Below are 17,236 nucleotides of genomic sequence, written 5' to 3'. Positions count from 1 at the left end.
TCAGCAATACCTATTACATAAACACTATTAAACCTTTCCAGATTAAGCTTATTATACACGATAATTCGACCTCTATAGCAATCTCTTAATCAGTATAAGGATATTAATTCAAATTGATATGATTAGAGGAAATTTCAGCATTCTCTTACTTGCTCTTATGATATAAAAAAATAAGCCTTCATTTCTGAAGGCTTATTCTATTTGAAATTTGGATTATTTATTCTTTGATAAACTTCCTTTGAGCAGTGTTACCATTGTCATCGATATCTATTACATATACTCCATTAATTAGTTTTGTTACATTAATTTCGTTATTTAATAGAATACCTTCTACGATGATCTGTCCTGCAGCATTGTATATTTTATATTTAGCTTTTTTGCTGATATTCTTCACATACAATATTGTGCTTACAGGGTTAGGATAGATCAGGATATCTTTCTGGTTAATTGGATTAGTAACTCCCGGTTTAGAAATTCTTACCGTATAGTCTTCAACTTCTCCATTCTTAACATTAACGCAGTTTACAGGAAGACCGTCTCTTTCCATTGCCACTCTCATTACAACATATTTGTAGTCTGTATTACTTACAAAAGCATCTGCCGGTACATTAAACTTACCTGATACAGGAGTTGTTGTGTTTGGAGCTGAAGTCAATATTTTTTCATAAACATCAAATTCACCGTTTCTATCGAAATCGATCCAAACTGTAATTCCTTCATTATAAGTTTTTCCTAACCATTTTTTCTCGATGATGATCTCGTTATCTGTAGATCCCTGAATCAATTCGATAAATGCTTTAGGAACTCCTGTATAATCTGTATAGCTTGATCCTTTTGACTCATTTTCCATTTTCTCTTTTCCATTTGGAATAACAGTTACTTTGGAAATGTACTCACCTGCTGAATTTTCTGATTTCATTTTACAGTAAATTACCGTAGGTGTTGTAAAGTAGTAAGGCGGAGTATAGTTTCCTGGTTTTCCAGTACAGATATTCACAACCTGCATTTCATACTTCGTCATTTCTACAAGACCGTTCAGAATAACAGTATTAACAGCTGTAGGAACTTCTGTCCAGCTTGGAATACCAACTTTTCTGTATCTAAGAAGGTATGTTGCTCCCGGATATGCATCCCATGTAACCTCTGCAGAGGTAGGTAATAATTGAGTAATTGTTAATCCCGGAGGAGCAATTTCACATATTCTTACCGTTGTAAATACTTTAGAGTTTGAATAACTATTCCAATTTGTCTCGCCAGCACACAGATTGGCAATCTGAACTTCATAAGTTACAAACGAATCCAAGTTATTTAACTGGTAGGTATTACCCGGACTTGGAAGATTGATTTCAGGGTTCCAAGTTGGTGCTCCAACTTTTCTCCATCTCATCTTATAAGTTGCACTATTTACTACCGGATTCCAAGTAATTAAAGCACTTGTTGAAGTAATATTGCTTATTGTTATTGTTGGAGGTGTAGGATCACATCTTGTTGTAAACGTCTTAATTGCCGTTGCAGTACCTGTTGTACCACCACAAACTGCAGCCACTTCAACTTCATAAGTTGTTGCCGGGCTTAATCCTGTAAGGGTAAGAGGAACGTTTCCTAATACTGCAGAAGCATATACCTGAGTCCACGTACCTGTACCTGCCACTCTGTATCGTACAAGATAAGTTACTGTATTAGCTCCACCTGTTAAATTAATTACAGCAGTTGTGTGTGTTACTGTAGTAAAGGTAGGTGCATTTGGAGCTACATTGCTACAAGGTCTGATTCTTACAGCATAATCTTCAACTTCACCATCTACAGCATTTGCACATGCTGTAGGAATAGCCGTACCTGTTGAACGCTTCAATACAACTCTCATAGTGGTTGTATATGGCCCCGTATAAGCAGGCGGTGTATTAGGTACAGCAAACAATGTAGTAACTGGTGTAGTAGTACTACCTGCAGAACCAAGGATTCTTTCAGTAGCATCAAACTGTCCGTTTCTGTCAAAGTCTATCCAAACAGCAACTGCATCATTACCTGTAGACCCAGTCCATCCTTTTGCAACAATAATTTTATTGTCACTAGAACCTGCATCTAAAGTAATAAGGGTTGCCGGTGTTGCGTAGCTTGTATAATAATTCTGAACAGTAGTGTTGCTCATAGGCGGCACCCCTGAGTTAGAAGAAATAACTGTTACATTTGAAATGTGGTCGTTATCCCCACTACCTGTTACAGGACAATACTGTAATGGTAATGTCTTGAACGGTACTGATGCTGAGAAGCTACCTGATGTTCCATTACAGATTGTTGCAACCTGAACTTCGTAATCGGTTTGTTCTGTTAATGCAACAGTAGTTGTAAAGATGTTTCCTGGTGCAGGAACCGGGTTAATAGTAACCCAACCAGCAGTTCCAGATCCAACTTTTCTATATTGCAATTTATATGTTGCACCTGTAGCTGCTAACCAAGAGAATGTAGCACTTGTATCAGTAATGTTTGAAACCGTAATGTTTGTTGGCGGAGCCGTTGTACATACTGGCTGATCAATTAATCTTACTGCATAATCTTCTACTTCTCCTTCATCATATGTAGCAAATGGCCCACATGGAGAAGAAACAGTACCATCCTTCATTACAACACGCATACGGGTAAGAAGAGTACCATCATAAGTAGCAACATTAGGAGGAAGTTCTATTTTAAAGCCAGCTGCTGCTGTTCCCACAGGGTTTGTAGTACTGCTGCTTGCATTAACAACTCTTTCATTTGGTTCAAAAACACCATTTCTGTTAAGGTCAATCCATACTCCTACTCCATAGCTGGATGAAGTTCCAGGCCAGAATTTTGTAATACTAACTTTATTACCGTCTGTACCTCTTACCAGGGTAACTAATCTTGTAGGATCTGCTGAATAATCTTTATATCCGTCATATCCTGAATTACTTACCATTAGAGGACCATTCGTAGGGGTAACAACCACTTTACCGATATATCCACTTGGAGTACCTGTAGGTGGTACATTAGCACAATAAGTAAGAGCAGGTGTTGTAAACTGAGTACTTGGAGAGAATGCTCCCTGAGTACCACTACAGATTGTTGCAATCTGAACTTCATACGTAGTTGCATCCGACAAATTATACAATGTCCAGCTGCTTGCTAATGGCGTTGTAATATCAACTGTTTTCCAAGGGCCACCAGCAGATGGTCTATACTGTAATTTATAAGTAGCTCCCACTGAAGGCGTCCATGAAACAATAGCCGTACTTGATGTAATATTATTTACTGTAATATTAGTAGGTGGTGCTGTTGTACAAGGCATCAGTTCTATACCTTTAAGTATAATCTGTGGAATATCCGCCTGTCTGGTACCTGAAGGTGGAGAGGCTGGATCAGGATTAGTACCATCACTAATATACTGTAATCCTCTTTCAGGTGTTCCACCAGCAAAACTTCTCCATTTAGCATATGGACTTGGCGAATAATCTGGTGTATTTTCATCAACCGCAACTACAATATTACTTGTACCATCCCAAAGTAAAGGACTCGTTAATGGTATAGTAACCCAAGTTCCTGCAGTCATTGTTGGCATAGCTCCTGCCCAAACCTGCTTTAAAGAAGATAATGGAACCCAGTTTGAAGTTGATGTAAAATTGTTCTGTGTAGTATTCCCCATGTAAACTACCCAATCTTTGTATTTACTCTGATCAGGAGCTGGAGTTTCTACATAGAACTTTATCTCCGTAATAAATTTTCCTGTTCCCACAGCTCCCAAAACTTCGGCAGCTTTATAAATCTGCTGAGAATAATTGTATCCCCAGTTTGAGTTCACTGGAAGCTGAGTACTGGTAGTAGAACCAGAGCCTATTTGTCCTAGAGCAAATTCAGGTCCTTTAACCCAGGCACTTCGGTCTGTAGTAGTACAAACAGCTCTTACCCACCAATGATAGGTAGTCCCTGCAACTAGTGGAGTTAAAGGTGTAGAAGTTCCAGATACGATAGTACCCTGTGTAGTTGCATTGTTTGTTGGCGGCGTACCTGTAGTATTGTAAAAAACTTCATACCCGCCTGCTGGTGCAGAAGGTGATGCCAACCAGCTAACAACAGCACTGTTTGGTGTCATTGTTCCCACTTTTAATGAACCTGCTGTTACAGGAACCGGTAAACATGTAGGAGGTGTTGCAAATGGTTTTGGTGTAATATTCCATGTACTTCGGTCTCCGGCACTACATCTTGCTCTTACCCATACATAATAAGTTGTATCAGGAAGTAAAGGGCTCAGTGTTGCAGTTGTCCCTGTCGGTACATTTTGCATTGGTATAGTAGTACCATTAGGTGCAGCACCTGTAGTATTGTAATAAATATCATACCCTTCCGCCGGTGTATAACCAAATGAAGTCCAGTTAATCACTGCACTTGTAGGGGTTATGGTACCCATTGTGATGGATCCACCTGCAGGCATCGCCGGACATGTTGCTGGCGTAGCAAAGGATAGTGATGTAGACCATTCACTCTGTTCACCTGCACTACATCTTGCTCTTACCCACACATAATATGTTGTAAGTGGAGTTAATACTCCAATAGTAGCAGTAGGTGCTCCTGGTGGCACAGTTAAATTAGGTGTAGACCCCGGTACTGGTGGTACGTTAGTTGTGTTATAAAATATATCATATCCCGCTGCAGGAGCCGGTACATATGCAGTCCAATTGATTACTGCACTTGTTGCAGTAACAGTTCCTGTACTTAATGTTCCCCCAGGAGGCATAGATAAACATGCCGGTGGAGTTCCAAAAGTCATCTGAATATTAGGCCTGTTTCCCGTAACTGTTCCGTTTCCGGTAGGTGGTGTAGTATAAGACTGAATATACATATGTCCTGACGGAACACTTGAATAAGTCAGTTTTGCACCTGTACTGCTGCTTCCATAACTTCCGTAATTGGTTTCAACCAGAACCATCAGGTTATCTACCCCATTATAAGTATAAGGAAGCTGTAAAGGAATAGTATACCATCCTGTTGGTATAAGTCCTACAGTTCCACTATATAATAAAGTAGCTCCTCCAATTGCGGTATTCCAGTTTTGAGCAGTAAGTGTTGTTGCTGTTCCTACCGATTTAATATAAATTTTAACCGGTATCCCAATATTTGAAGCTGCAGTAGAATTCCATCCTAAGGATAAAATGCTTCCTGCAGTACCAATTTCTGCAGCAGTATAAATAGCTGCAGACCGTTCAAATCCATAAGAAGCCCCTAAAGGATACTTTTGGGTTGACGTTCCGGTACCAATTGTAACGACTTGTGCCTGTATGGACAATCCTATGACCATACAGAGCAATGCAATGAGCACCTTAAAAGGCCGGCTCATTTTACAGAGTAAAAGTCCACTCATATTTTTTTAAATTTAATAATGATAACGATAATTAAGAATTATAGTATTCCCTATTGACGAGGTTAAATAATAATTTTGAAACCCCATTCTTTACAGAAGATCTGTAGTAAAAAAAGTAATTTTATCCCATAAGCTAATATTTTAATATTTACACAAATCTAATCATTTTTTCATTATAATATATTTATTAAAATGATTTTTTGTAAAATTTAGATAATATTATCCTATATGATTGAAAATAAAAAATCAAACATAATAACATAAATTCACTACATTTTAGCCGTATTATTGATTTTTAGCAAATCAACCACTTTATAAAATATTATTATCTTTTAAAACGATAGACCTATTTACTTTTAACGTTTAAGATATATTTATATTATTATTGTCAATCTTATTTTTTTCTTGATTTAACACCCTATATGCTTATTCAAAATATTTTTCATGATAAACACTCATAATATTTACAATACTATCTATGAGATTAAAATAAAACTTTGAGGCTGCTATCTTTTTATAGATTTATTCGAGGGAACTTTTAAACATTCATTCAAATTGTCTCAGCATAACTGTGACTTCTTAATGATAAGATTAATAAAAACAATAAGCCCCGGGAAGTTTCCCAGGGCTTATTGATATATAAATGAGTTTTTTAATGAAAGTTAATTAAAACTTATAGGCGATATTCCAAGCGAATCCCATATTAAATTTTGAAGAGCTTTTTCCAAATCCCGGAACGATCATTGGAGAAATATTATCCTGTTTGGAAGTATACACTAAATAACGAGGCTGTAAATTTACATCTATATAGAAGTTAGAATCAAATAGCTGTACTCTTCCCCCCAAAGTTCCTTCCAACCAGAAAGAAGTTTGTGATGATGAAGGAAAGGCTACCGAAGAGGCACTTCCCCCATATCCTCTGACAGGAATAGCCATATATTCCTGGTTATAAAATGATCCAGCGACCTTTCCACCTGCATAAAATCCATTGAATTCATTTTCTCTATCCTTGGCCAGCATATAGAATGCACCAAGTTTAACAAATGGCCCATTTACTTTAGCATCGTAACCATTTTTCTGATAGATGTTTTTTTCAAAACCGGCTTCTGCAATGGCATGAACACTTCCATTAATTCTGGAAGAAATAAATCCCTGATAGAGCTTTCTATCTGAAAAAAATCCAACTCCCGCATTCAGTGCATCAAACCCAACCATAAAATTCGGTTCATATTTCCAATGGGGCTTTTTTGCTTCTTCTTTTTTCCCTTCCTGTGCCCAGGCTAAAATCCCGAACAGGCTACAAAACAAGGTAAAGATTAGTCTTGTCTTCATTCAATATTTGATTTTGTCCGTTTTCCACGCTTTGAACAGGATCAGGAGTTATTAATTCTGAGCTTACATTTTCATATGTTTTTTTGGCTCCGCATCCTGGAGATACATATGTTGCCTGGGTGGTATATTTAACTCTTACCTTTGCTTCTTTGCTCTTTGTAGAGGTTTTAAAGTAGATATCCGTGTAAGGAGAATCATCCACCCTCAAAGGAATAAGCCTTGAATCTATTTTAGTCTGCCATCCTAAATCTACTTTTCCAGAACCATAATCTACTGCTACCGATAATGAATCAACTGTTTTTTCTTTACCTGATTCCTTTGATCTGAAAGCAACCTTCATTCTTGGGGTTCCTTCACCGCTTTCACAGATATCATCATCACTCCCACAGGAATAGAACATTCCCACCAAACAGAATATTATGAGAAATTTAAAATATTTCATCTGTATATTTTTATTTTTTATTTGTCAGATGAAACTTTCGTTTCATATTAAAATTTGAACTCAAATTTAATTAAATTATTTTTTAATCAGCAAGGCAATATTTTCTACGTGATGAGTTTGTGGGAACATATCTACTGGCAATATTTTCACTACAGTATAATGTTCTTTCATCAACGCAAGATCTCTCGCCTGTGTTGCTGAATTACAACTTACATAAACTACTTTTTCCGGAGCTAATTTTAAGATTTGCTCAACCACTTTTTGGTGCATCCCATCTCTTGGCGGATCAGTAATTAAAACATCTGCTTTTGGATGGTTTTCCATGAATTCATCGTTAAAGACATTTTTCATATCTCCACAATAGAAAGTTGTATTGGTAAGACCATTTAATTCAGCATGTTCAATAGCTGCATCAATAGCTTCCTGTACAGATTCTATCCCGATTACCTGTTTTGCATTTCTGGCTACATATTGAGCAATTGTTCCGGTTCCGGTATATAAGTCATATACTACTTCATCACCTTTCAGATCTGCAAATTCAAGAGTTTTTCTATATAACTCTAATGCCTGCTTATAATTGGTCTGGAAGAATGATTTCGGTCCTATTTTAAACTTCAGCCCATCCATTTCTTCCATTAAATATCCTTCCCCGAAATATACATTGATATCCAGATCATAGATAGAGTCATTGGCTTTTGGATTAATAGCATATACCAATGTTTTGATCTGTGGAAATTTCTCTAATATGAATGCAAAAAGCTTCTCTCTGTTTTCTTTTTCTTCTCTGAAAAGCTGGAATAATACCATCCATTCTCCTTTAGAGTTCTGTCTCATCATTAGAGTTCTCAGGAATCCTTCATGGTTTCTTACATCAAAGAAATCCAGTCCGTTTTCAACAGCATACTTTTTCACTGCCAATCTGATAGCGTTGGAAGGGTCTTCCTGCAGGAAACATTCTTTAAGGTCTAAGATCTTACTCCACATTCCCGGAATATGGAATCCTAAAGCATCTTTGCTTCCGAAATTCTCTTCAGAACTTATTTCATATTGAGTAAGCCATCTTGCATTGGAGAAAGAAAACTCCATTTTGTTTCTATAAAAATACTGTTCTTTTGAACCTAGGATTGGCATGGTTTCAAAATCTTCAATACCACCAATTCTTTTAATATTGTTATATACTTCTTCCTGTTTGAAATCAAGCTGCTTTTCATAGCTCATATTCTGCCATTTACATCCACCACAGGTTCCAAAGTGAACACATTTTGGTTCTGCTCTGAAAGGAGACTTCTCCAGCACTTCTACTGCTTCTCCTTCATAATATTTGGATTTGGCTTTTTTCACTCTTACATTAACACGATCTCCCGGAATTGCCCCTGAAACCAATACTGTTTTACCGTCATCCGTTTTTCCAATAGCTACTCCTTTTGCTCCGGCAGTTAACAGCTTTATATTTTCAAGAACTAAATTTTTCTTATTCTTTCTGCTCATTCTAAAATTTTCTATTTTTCCTAATTGAAACTTTAAAAGTTTCATCCTGCAAAAATACAATAAAAAAACCTTATCCGAGGATAAGGTTCTGATCTATATTAAAGTTTATTATTTCGTAGGTGCTGGCTGCGGGTTTGCAGGCTGTGGTGCAGTAGGATCAATTTGCAGTTGCGGCTGCATTTGAGCATTTGGATCTACTTTTGGAGCGGAAAGCCCTGTTAGCTTATCTAAAATGGTTACCAGTTCCTGCTCACCAAGGTTTACAAATGATCTGCTGGCAATTTTACCGTCTTTATCAACAATTACAAAGCAAGGTAATTTAAATCCGTATACTCCATATTTTTTAGCAATATCAGACTCCATTCCTTTTTCCCCGTATACATTTACTCCCTGGATACCTTTTAATAATGAATTGCTTGTTTTGATAAACTGATCTTTTGTATCATCTACATTTACAAAAACGAAGTTCATTTTAGATTTATAGAAGTTAACAACTTCTTTTAAAACCGGCACAGTAGCTTCACTGATATAAGGATTCCATGAAGCGTAGAAGAATAACATATAAGGTTTTCCTTTGTTTTCAGAAAGCTTGTATGCTTTTCCATCCTGTTTTACTAAAGCTGCTTCAGGAGCAACTTCTCCAATTTTAATACCTGTAATCGCCATCTGCATTTTTAACAGATCACTTTTAATGGTAGCATCTTTAATATCTGTATCAATTAATTTTTTGATCTTATCAATATTAGCAGTTGGAGAGGTAGGGTGAATATCTGCCTGAGCCATTACAAATGCTAAAAGATAATCTTTTGCTGTTTGAGAAAGATCTTTTTTAGTACTTAAATACTTAGCAAACATTTCTGAAGTGGTAATTCCAGTTTTATTTTTGCTGTTTGCTTCTGCATATTTTTGGAAATCAGGAGTCATTTTTACAAGAAGATACTGTCTGTAAAGTGGAATAGACTTTACCATTGCTTCTTTGTCACTATCCAGTTTAGCTTCATAATCTGTTAAAGCTTTAGAAGCTTTATAAGAAGGATTTCCAGCCATTGCACCGTGAGACATTTCATAATTGGCAAGAAGGTTAAGGATTGTTACCTTAACATCATTTTTCTTCCATTCTAAAAGTCCTTTGCTCGGATTATTTTTAGCAGCAAGATCGTCAACATTTTTATTGATGTCTGCTTCTACCTTTTGCATCCCTTTAACAAATGCAGCTTCGTCCCCAGCCATCAACTGTCTCAGGTCAATTTTATTACCATATTCTCCTAAAAATTTCTGAGTGGCAGCAAGGAAGTCGTTATTCTTTTTAGCATCTCCGGTAATTACATATTCGTTCGGGAATGTCATTGCATTTCCTGAGATATTTACTTTTTGTCCTCCTTCAAGGTAGATTAAGTTTTGCTTGTTAGCATAATTGATGACATACATTCCATCTTTCGGAGCTTCAAAGCTTCCTGAAAAGTTACCATCTTTGTCAAGACCAATATTAACTAAAGGCAATGTTCCTACTCCGGAAGCTTCTACAAATTCGATTCTTTCTAATGGTGAGCTTCCTGTAATTTTTCCTTTTACTTCTACTTTTTTTGAACAAGACATCACGAAAATCGCGATGATAAACAATAAAAGATATTTTTTCATTTCAATTTTTAATATTACACAAAAATACGCTTTTTAGGGCATGTTAATTAACACTGATAATTTTTTTTAAAAATTTTATTACTACCGATAAAAAGGGATATTTCAATTACTTTATCTATCCATTTTTCACCGATAAAAAACAATGGAAATGATGTGTTTTTTACATCGTTCAACTGCCCTCCAAATATATACTTATTCAGCAAAGTAAACCTACAATCTATCGATAAGTTAACAAACTTTAACAGCTAAATAGCGGATATAAAAAAAATCGCTCCCGAAACGAGAGCGATTTTTAAGTATTTTGAATCAATTCTATCCTTGATCTACAAGAGCAGACATGTATTCTCTGTTCATTCTTGCGATATTTTCAAGAGAAATACCTTTAGGGCACTCAATTTCACAAGCACCAGTGTTTGAACAGTTTCCGAATCCTTCTTCGTCCATAGCTTTCACCATGTTCAGAACTCTTCTCTTAGCTTCTACTCTACCTTGAGGAAGTAATGCGTACTGAGAAACTTTTGCTCCTACGAATAGCATTGCTGATCCATTTTTACATGTAGCTACACAAGCTCCACATCCGATACAAGCAGCAGCATCCATTGCTTTATCTGCATCTTCTTTAGGAACAGGAATAGCGTTCGCATCTAATGTATTACCAGAAGTGTTTACAGAAATGAAACCACCTGCTGCCATTACTCTGTCGAATGCGCTTCTGTCTACCATCAAATCTTTGATAACAGGGAAAGCGGCACTTCTCCAAGGTTCAATAACGATCGTCTCTCCATCTTTGAACATTCTCATGTGAAGCTGACAAGTAGTAATACCTGTATCAGGACCATGAGCTCTACCATTGATGTAAAGGGAACACATACCGCAGATTCCTTCACGACAGTCGTGATCGAAAGCGATAGGTTCTTTTCCTTCGTTAATTAAATTTTCGTTCAGAATATCTAACATCTCCAGGAATGAAGAATCTGTAGATACATCTGATATTTTATAGGTCTCAAACTGACCTTTAGTTTTACTATTTTTTTGTCTCCAAATTTTCAGCGTAAGATGTAAGCCTTTTTTTGCACTCATAATGTTATATTTATAGGTTGGAGATTATTTGTAACTTCTAGTTTTAACCTCGATGTTGTCGTAAATCAGTTCTTCTTTATGCAACACTTCCGCGTTGATATCGTTCCCCTGATATTCCCAAGCTCCAACGTATTTGAAGTTTACGTCGTCTCTTTCCGCTTCTCCATCCGGAGTTGCGTGGTCCCAACGGAAGTGTCCACCACAAGACTCTTCTCTGTTAAGTGCATCGATAGCCATTAATTGTCCTAATTCAAGGAAGTCTGCTACTCTGAATGCTTTTTCAAGCTCAGTGTTCATTCCATCTCCCTCTCCAGGAACTTTTACATTTTTCCAGAAATCGTTTCTTACTTCTTCAATTTCTTTGATTGCTTCTTTTAATCCTTCAGGAGTTCTACCCATTCCTACTTTATTCCACATAATGTGTCCAAGTTTCTTGTGGAAGTGATCTACAGAATGAGTTCCTTTATTATTAATGAAGAATTCAACTTTATCTTTAATTCCTTTTTCAGCTTCATCAAATGCTGCTGAATTGGTAGGAATTGCTCCTGTTCTGATATCTGCAGAAAGATAATCTGCAATTGTGTAAGGAAGTACGAAATATCCGTCTGCAAGACCTTGCATCAATGCAGATGCTCCAAGTCTGTTGGCTCCGTGATCTGAGAAGTTTGCTTCACCGATTACGAAACATCCAGGGATTGTAGACTGAAGGTTATAATCAACCCATACACCTCCCATTGTATAGTGAACTGCAGGATAGATCTTCATTGGAGTTTTGTAAGGATCATCAGCCGTAATTTTTTCGTACATTACGAATAAGTTACCGTATTTTTCCTCAACCCAACTCTTACCAAGATCATAAATTTGCTGATCTGTAGGATTATGAATATGTTTTTCGATAGCGGCTTCTTTACCTTTTTTCATGATCTCTGTAGAGAAATCAAGGTAAACCCCTTCCTGAGTATCATTATTTTCGATTCCGTATCCAGCATCACATCTTTCTTTAGCTGCTCTTGAAGCAACGTCTCTCGGTACAAGGTTACCGAATGCAGGATATCTTCTTTCTAAATAGTAATCTCTATCTTCTTCTTTAATGTTTTCAGGTCTTAATTTTCCTTCTCTGATTGCTACTGAATCTTCAATCTTTTTAGGAACCCAGATTCTTCCTGAGTTTCTTAATGATTCAGACATCAAAGTTAATTTAGACTGCTGAGTTCCGTGAACCGGAATACAAGTAGGGTGAATCTGTACGTAGCAAGGGTTTGCGAAGTAAGCACCTTTTTTGTGAATTTTCCAAGCAGCAGAAACGTTTGATCCCATTGCGTTGGTAGAAAGGAAATATACGTTTCCGTATCCTCCTGAAGCAATTACAACTGCGTGAGCAGAATGTCTTTCGATTTCACCTGTTACCAAGTTTCTTGCGATGATACCTCTTGCTTTTCCGTCAACAATTACAAGGTCAAGCATTTCATGACGGTTGTACATCTTGATTCTTCCTTTACCGATCTGACGGCTCATTGAAGAATATGCTCCTAATAATAACTGTTGTCCTGTTTGTCCTTTTGCGTAGAATGTTCTTTTTACCTGAACCCCACCAAATGAACGGTTATCTAGCTGACCTCCGTAATCTCTACCAAAAGGAACCCCTTGGGAAACACACTGGTCAATAATATTAGCTGAAACTTCTGCTAATCTGTAAACGTTAGCTTCTCTTGCTCTATAGTCACCACCTTTAATGGTATCGTAGAATAATCTGTAAGTAGAGTCACCATCTCCCTGGTAATTCTTAGCTGCGTTAATACCTCCCTGAGCAGCAATAGAGTGTGCTCTTCTCGGAGAATCCTGATAGCAGAATGCTTTTACATTGTATCCTTGCTCAGCTAAAGTAGCTGCAGCAGAACCTCCTGCCAAACCTGTACCTACAACAATAATATCAATCTTATCTCTGTTGTTTGGTGCAACAAGGTTCATATGATCTTTATGATTTTTCCACTTGTCTTTAAGAGGACCCGCTGGAATTCTTGAATCTAATTTACTCATACTAGTATATTGATATTATTGAGTTATAAAATGATAAACCGCCACAATGATAAATCCTGCCGGAATAAGGATAGAATACCAAGTTCCGAAAGCCTTAATCACAGGCGTGTATTTTGGATGTCTTGCTCCAATAGACTGGAATGAAGACTGGAATCCGTGAGCTAAGTGTAAGCCCAATAGTACAAAAGAGATCACATATAAAGCGACTCTCCAAAGGTCAGCAAACTTCTCATGAAGCTCTGGCCAGAAACGTTCTGAATCAGGAGCTATTCCCTCTACATACTTATAGTTGATTTCATGTAACCAGAAATCATATAAGTGAAGCGCCAAGAAAGCCAACACAACTGCCCCGGAAATAATCATATTTCTGGACATCCATGAAGAATTTACAGCAGCATTGTTTGATGCATACTTTACTGGACGCGCTTTATTATTCTTGATCTCCAATACAAATCCCATCGCAAAATGGAAAATTACTGCAAAACCAAGAATAGGCTGCATTAAGAACTGCACAAAAGGATTATAGCCCATAAACTCAGATGCTGTATTGAATGCATCTCTGTTTAGAACTGATAACAAATTGGTTGTCAAATGCAGTATAAGAAAAATCAGCAAAAACATAGCTGATAATGCCATAGCGTATTTTCTACCTATCGTAGAACTCGTTAAACCTGCCATATAAGTTTAAATTTGAATTTCCCACAAAATTAAGAAATGTTAACAATATCGAAAAGTGAGAAATCTCACAATTAGACAGTTTGTAATCTTTCTAAATAAGAGCTTTACACGTTATAAATAAAGGAAATTAAAAAAATCAAAATTCTCTATTTCATATCATAAACATGATCCCTAAAAACTATTTTTTTAGTTGAAAAAGGAATCTTTTTAATCTCAAAATGATCTATCCTTCTGGAAGAACAATAAGGGTGAATGATAAATTGCAGAACCTTTTCCCTGCCTACCCTTTCCGGAATCCAAAAACAGACCTTATTCCCTTGCTTTATCGAAATGATTTTATCTTTACTAAAGGAATGCAAAAGCACTTCTTCTCTCTTATTTTCAATAATATTACATCCAATTCTTATCGTAAAGAAAGCTAAAACAGCCATTATGAAATTCATGGAATTTTTAAGGTTTATTTTTAAAATCAATGCTCTTAAAAAATATATCGCTATTGATACTGAGATGACTTCAGTAAAATTCATAGGAATGCTCTTAATTAATACCATATCTGCTCCTGCAAACCAGTGAATAACTTTTAAAAGTATTTGTATAACCTCATCATATACTGCATCAATAAAACTAAAATCCAAGCCAAAGGCAATAAGAGGCACCATCAGAAATGAAAACACAATAATTCCTTCAGAAAAAGGAACAATAACGAAATTGGCAACTATTGAAACCAATGAAAACTGATGAAAGTAATACAGCACCAACGGAAGCGTTGCTAACTGTGCTGATAAAGATATGGTAACGGTATTAAAGAACAGTTTTTTTAAATAGTTATCGGCTCTTGGAAAATATTTTAAAAGTGGCTGATTCAGCCAAAATATACCCAGCACTGCTACAAAACTAAGCTGAAATCCCACATCAAAAAGCTGCTGAGTGTCCATCATCAGAATAATAAATGCTGATAATGCTAATGAATGCAATAAATCCGGTTTTCTCTGCAACAAAACAAATATAAAATACACGCTCAGCATAATGCATGACCTCAGTACTGAGCTCCCAAATCCAATGAATAAAGCAAAAAGCCAAATAAACATTATGCTTAATACTACAGCATATTTCCTAATTCTCAAAGGAATACAGCGAACCATCAAAGAATAAAACAGTCCGAAAATAATTACGATATGGGTTCCGGAAATAGCCAGTAAATGAACCAATCCAGACCTGTTGAAATCCTGCACTGTACCTGCATCCATTTCCGTTCGGTCTGCCAGAATAATTCCTTTCAAAAACTCTCTGGTATTCCCGGACATTTCTGTTTTATCAATTTTCTTCAAAACATTGAACCTGTATTGCTTAATCTGTTCTGTAAAACTTAAATCATTTCTTTCTACTGAGGAAAAGCCTTTCGAAATATAAGTTTGATGATCTATATTCTTTCGTTTGAGATATTGTGCATAATTGAACTGAAAATCATATTGAGGCTGACGGGGTTGGGTAATATAGGCTTCAGCTCTATAATAATGCTTAAAATCCAGTTCTTCATGGTTTTTAGGTATATAAAAGACTGAATTAAACTGACTGTCTCCCAACTGTCCTATCCCTTCATATTTTTTATATTTTTCTGTTGAATTTAATTTCTGAGAAATCTTAAAAATAATAGTTGTACTTTCAGCTGTATAGCTATTGGCTCTTGGGGAAGAATTGTTAAAAAAATGTAGGATTACACCTACTCCAAAAAATAGAACTCCAAGCAGAACACCTCTGATTTTATGTAAAAAATAAGAAGTCAAGAATAGGGAAATTAAAATTCCGACATCCAAAATAGCCAAACTATAAATCCACGTTTTCCCCAATAAAAATTGGTCCTGAAAAAAAATTCCAAGAATAAAACATATAGCTAGTATCAGCAGTGGTTCCTTATTCAATTTAAATCAATTACATTCCCAATATAAGAAATTGAATATTCGCTTGTTATCACTGTAATTACTAAATAAAACACCCTGTCACCTTCAAAGAGATTAACAGGGCACCTATTTTTTTGCTATGAAATTACGTTTACATAAAAATTTTTACTTTGTTTTCAAAAATTTATCTGCTAAACGCTTTGTTTCTTTAATGTACATCCACGGGTCTTTTCCGTAATCCTCGTAAATGAAACCTCCTGACTTTTTAGGAATTGCAGGTTCTATCTGTGTTCCTTCATGCCATTCGTTAAATGAAGTAATTCCAATAAATTCTGGATTTACTTTCATGGCTGCATCAAACATTCTTTCATAATATTTTCCATCTTCCCGGCTTTTAAAATTCGCCTCATTCCAAGGTCTGATTCTGGTATCTGAATAGCCCGGACCAACACATGGAATAAAAATAAGATGATGATTTTTTGCATATTGAGCCATATATTCCCAGTTAGAAGTTGTGCTTCCAAAAACAAAACCTTCGCTGGCAAAATAAGTATAAAACCCATCAAAGCCAGATGTATTGAAGAAGGCAGCATCCTTTTCCTCTACCCACAACCCGATGTAATAGGCATCTAATTCTGTATTTCGTATTGTTTTCTCGCCATTCTTAGAAAGCAGCTTCGACCACTCTTCCGGAGCAATTTTATAACTGTCATACACATAATACAAAGGTTTTCCGTCTTTTTTGTAAAAAGCAGGATGATGGGCATATGTTTTCACAAGATAGGAAAGCTGATCTCTAAGCTCAGCAACAGATTTGTAGAAAGGCTCTATATGAAATGCTATTTTCAGATTAAAACGGTCTGCAATATCCAGATACTGTATCAGACTTTTATCCGTAAAGGAATCTTTTCCCAGCCAACTTACCACTACAACCCCTACACCAGAATCTTTTATCATCTTCATGTGTTTCTCTATGATAGTTTTATCATTGGAGCTGTAGTTGCCCAATGCCGGATAAAAATTGGCTCCAATATCATCTCCACCTTTATGATTTCCGAGATTATTCCATTTAGGATTGCTCCAATGTGGGATAATTTCATGATTCCAATGCTGCAGGCTGCCATCAGTTTTCTGGTTTCCATACCAACCATAATAGAATATCTGAAGTTTATCTCTGGATACTTTTTCTTGCTGAGCAAAACTTATTGAAAAAATTGTGCAGGCAATTAATAATAGAAAATTCTTTACATGTTTCATGGTAAGGGAGTCGTT

10 protein-coding genes are annotated in these 17,236 nt (G+C 36.3%); all 10 read right to left on the bottom strand.

The window, feature by feature from the left end; translation table 11 throughout:
- Positions 1-217 precede the first annotated feature (217 nt).
- Entirely contained in the window at positions 218-5,371 is a 5,154-nt protein-coding gene (locus BOQ64_RS06170) for a fibronectin type III domain-containing protein (RefSeq protein ID WP_129054258.1), read from the bottom strand.
- A 666-nt stretch (positions 5,372-6,037) separates the two neighbouring features.
- Positions 6,038-6,703 (bottom strand): DUF6048 family protein, encoded by a 666-nt coding sequence (locus BOQ64_RS06165; protein WP_129054256.1) that lies wholly within the window; start codon positions 6,701-6,703, stop codon positions 6,038-6,040.
- Positions 6,669-7,145, bottom strand: a complete 477-nt coding sequence (locus tag BOQ64_RS06160; protein ID WP_129054254.1) for a DUF6452 family protein — start codon at positions 7,143-7,145, stop codon at positions 6,669-6,671. Before BOQ64_RS06160 ends, BOQ64_RS06165 begins: the two co-directional genes overlap by 35 nt.
- 75 nt (positions 7,146-7,220) lie before the next feature.
- Positions 7,221-8,633 (bottom strand): 23S rRNA (uracil(1939)-C(5))-methyltransferase RlmD, encoded by a 1,413-nt coding sequence (gene rlmD / locus BOQ64_RS06155; protein WP_129054252.1) that lies wholly within the window; start codon positions 8,631-8,633, stop codon positions 7,221-7,223.
- A gap of 108 nt (positions 8,634-8,741) precedes the next feature.
- On the bottom strand, positions 8,742-10,271 hold the full coding sequence (locus BOQ64_RS06150; RefSeq protein ID WP_129054250.1) for a TlpA family protein disulfide reductase: 1,530 nt from the start codon (positions 10,269-10,271) through the stop codon (positions 8,742-8,744).
- A 312-nt stretch (positions 10,272-10,583) separates the two neighbouring features.
- Entirely contained in the window at positions 10,584-11,351 is a 768-nt protein-coding gene (locus BOQ64_RS06145) for a succinate dehydrogenase/fumarate reductase iron-sulfur subunit (RefSeq protein WP_123909931.1), read from the bottom strand.
- A 24-nt stretch (positions 11,352-11,375) separates the two neighbouring features.
- Positions 11,376-13,388, bottom strand: a complete 2,013-nt coding sequence (locus tag BOQ64_RS06140; protein ID WP_129054249.1) for a fumarate reductase/succinate dehydrogenase flavoprotein subunit — start codon at positions 13,386-13,388, stop codon at positions 11,376-11,378.
- 15 nt (positions 13,389-13,403) lie between these two features.
- Positions 13,404-14,066, bottom strand: a complete 663-nt coding sequence (locus BOQ64_RS06135) for a succinate dehydrogenase cytochrome b subunit (RefSeq protein ID WP_123909930.1) — start codon at positions 14,064-14,066, stop codon at positions 13,404-13,406.
- Positions 14,067-14,212: 146 nt separating this feature from the next.
- On the bottom strand, positions 14,213-15,985 hold the full coding sequence (locus BOQ64_RS06130; protein ID WP_129054247.1) for a ComEC/Rec2 family competence protein: 1,773 nt from the start codon (positions 15,983-15,985) through the stop codon (positions 14,213-14,215).
- Positions 15,986-16,129: 144 nt separating this feature from the next.
- Positions 16,130-17,221: a glycoside hydrolase family 99 protein gene (locus BOQ64_RS06125; RefSeq protein ID WP_129054245.1), complete on the bottom strand. Its 1,092-nt coding sequence runs from the start codon at positions 17,219-17,221 to the stop codon at positions 16,130-16,132.
- Between the last annotated feature and the right edge of the window lie 15 nt (positions 17,222-17,236).

The organism is Chryseobacterium sp. CH25, from assembly GCF_004119455.1.
In the GTDB taxonomy this organism is placed as follows: Bacteria; Bacteroidota; Bacteroidia; order Flavobacteriales; family Weeksellaceae; genus Chryseobacterium.
This window is presented reverse-complemented; position numbering and strand designations above follow the sequence as displayed.

What these genes read in the sequence shown, in the direction of transcription:
- BOQ64_RS06170 (WP_129054258.1), bottom strand. Translation starts at nt 5,371, where the DNA reads ATGAGTGGACTTTTACTCTGTAAAATGAGCCGGCCTTTTAAGGTGCTC.
- BOQ64_RS06165 (WP_129054256.1), bottom strand. Translation starts at nt 6,703, where the DNA reads ATGAAGACAAGACTAATCTTTACCTTGTTTTGTAGCCTGTTCGGGATT.
- BOQ64_RS06160 (WP_129054254.1), bottom strand. Translation starts at nt 7,145, where the DNA reads ATGAAATATTTTAAATTTCTCATAATATTCTGTTTGGTGGGAATGTTC.
- rlmD (WP_129054252.1), bottom strand. Translation starts at nt 8,633, where the DNA reads ATGAGCAGAAAGAATAAGAAAAATTTAGTTCTTGAAAATATAAAGCTG.
- BOQ64_RS06150 (WP_129054250.1), bottom strand. Translation starts at nt 10,271, where the DNA reads ATGAAAAAATATCTTTTATTGTTTATCATCGCGATTTTCGTGATGTCT.
- BOQ64_RS06145 (WP_123909931.1), bottom strand. Translation starts at nt 11,351, where the DNA reads ATGAGTGCAAAAAAAGGCTTACATCTTACGCTGAAAATTTGGAGACAA.
- BOQ64_RS06140 (WP_129054249.1), bottom strand. Translation starts at nt 13,388, where the DNA reads ATGAGTAAATTAGATTCAAGAATTCCAGCGGGTCCTCTTAAAGACAAG.
- BOQ64_RS06135 (WP_123909930.1), bottom strand. Translation starts at nt 14,066, where the DNA reads ATGGCAGGTTTAACGAGTTCTACGATAGGTAGAAAATACGCTATGGCA.
- BOQ64_RS06125 (WP_129054245.1), bottom strand. Translation starts at nt 17,221, where the DNA reads ATGAAACATGTAAAGAATTTTCTATTATTAATTGCCTGCACAATTTTT.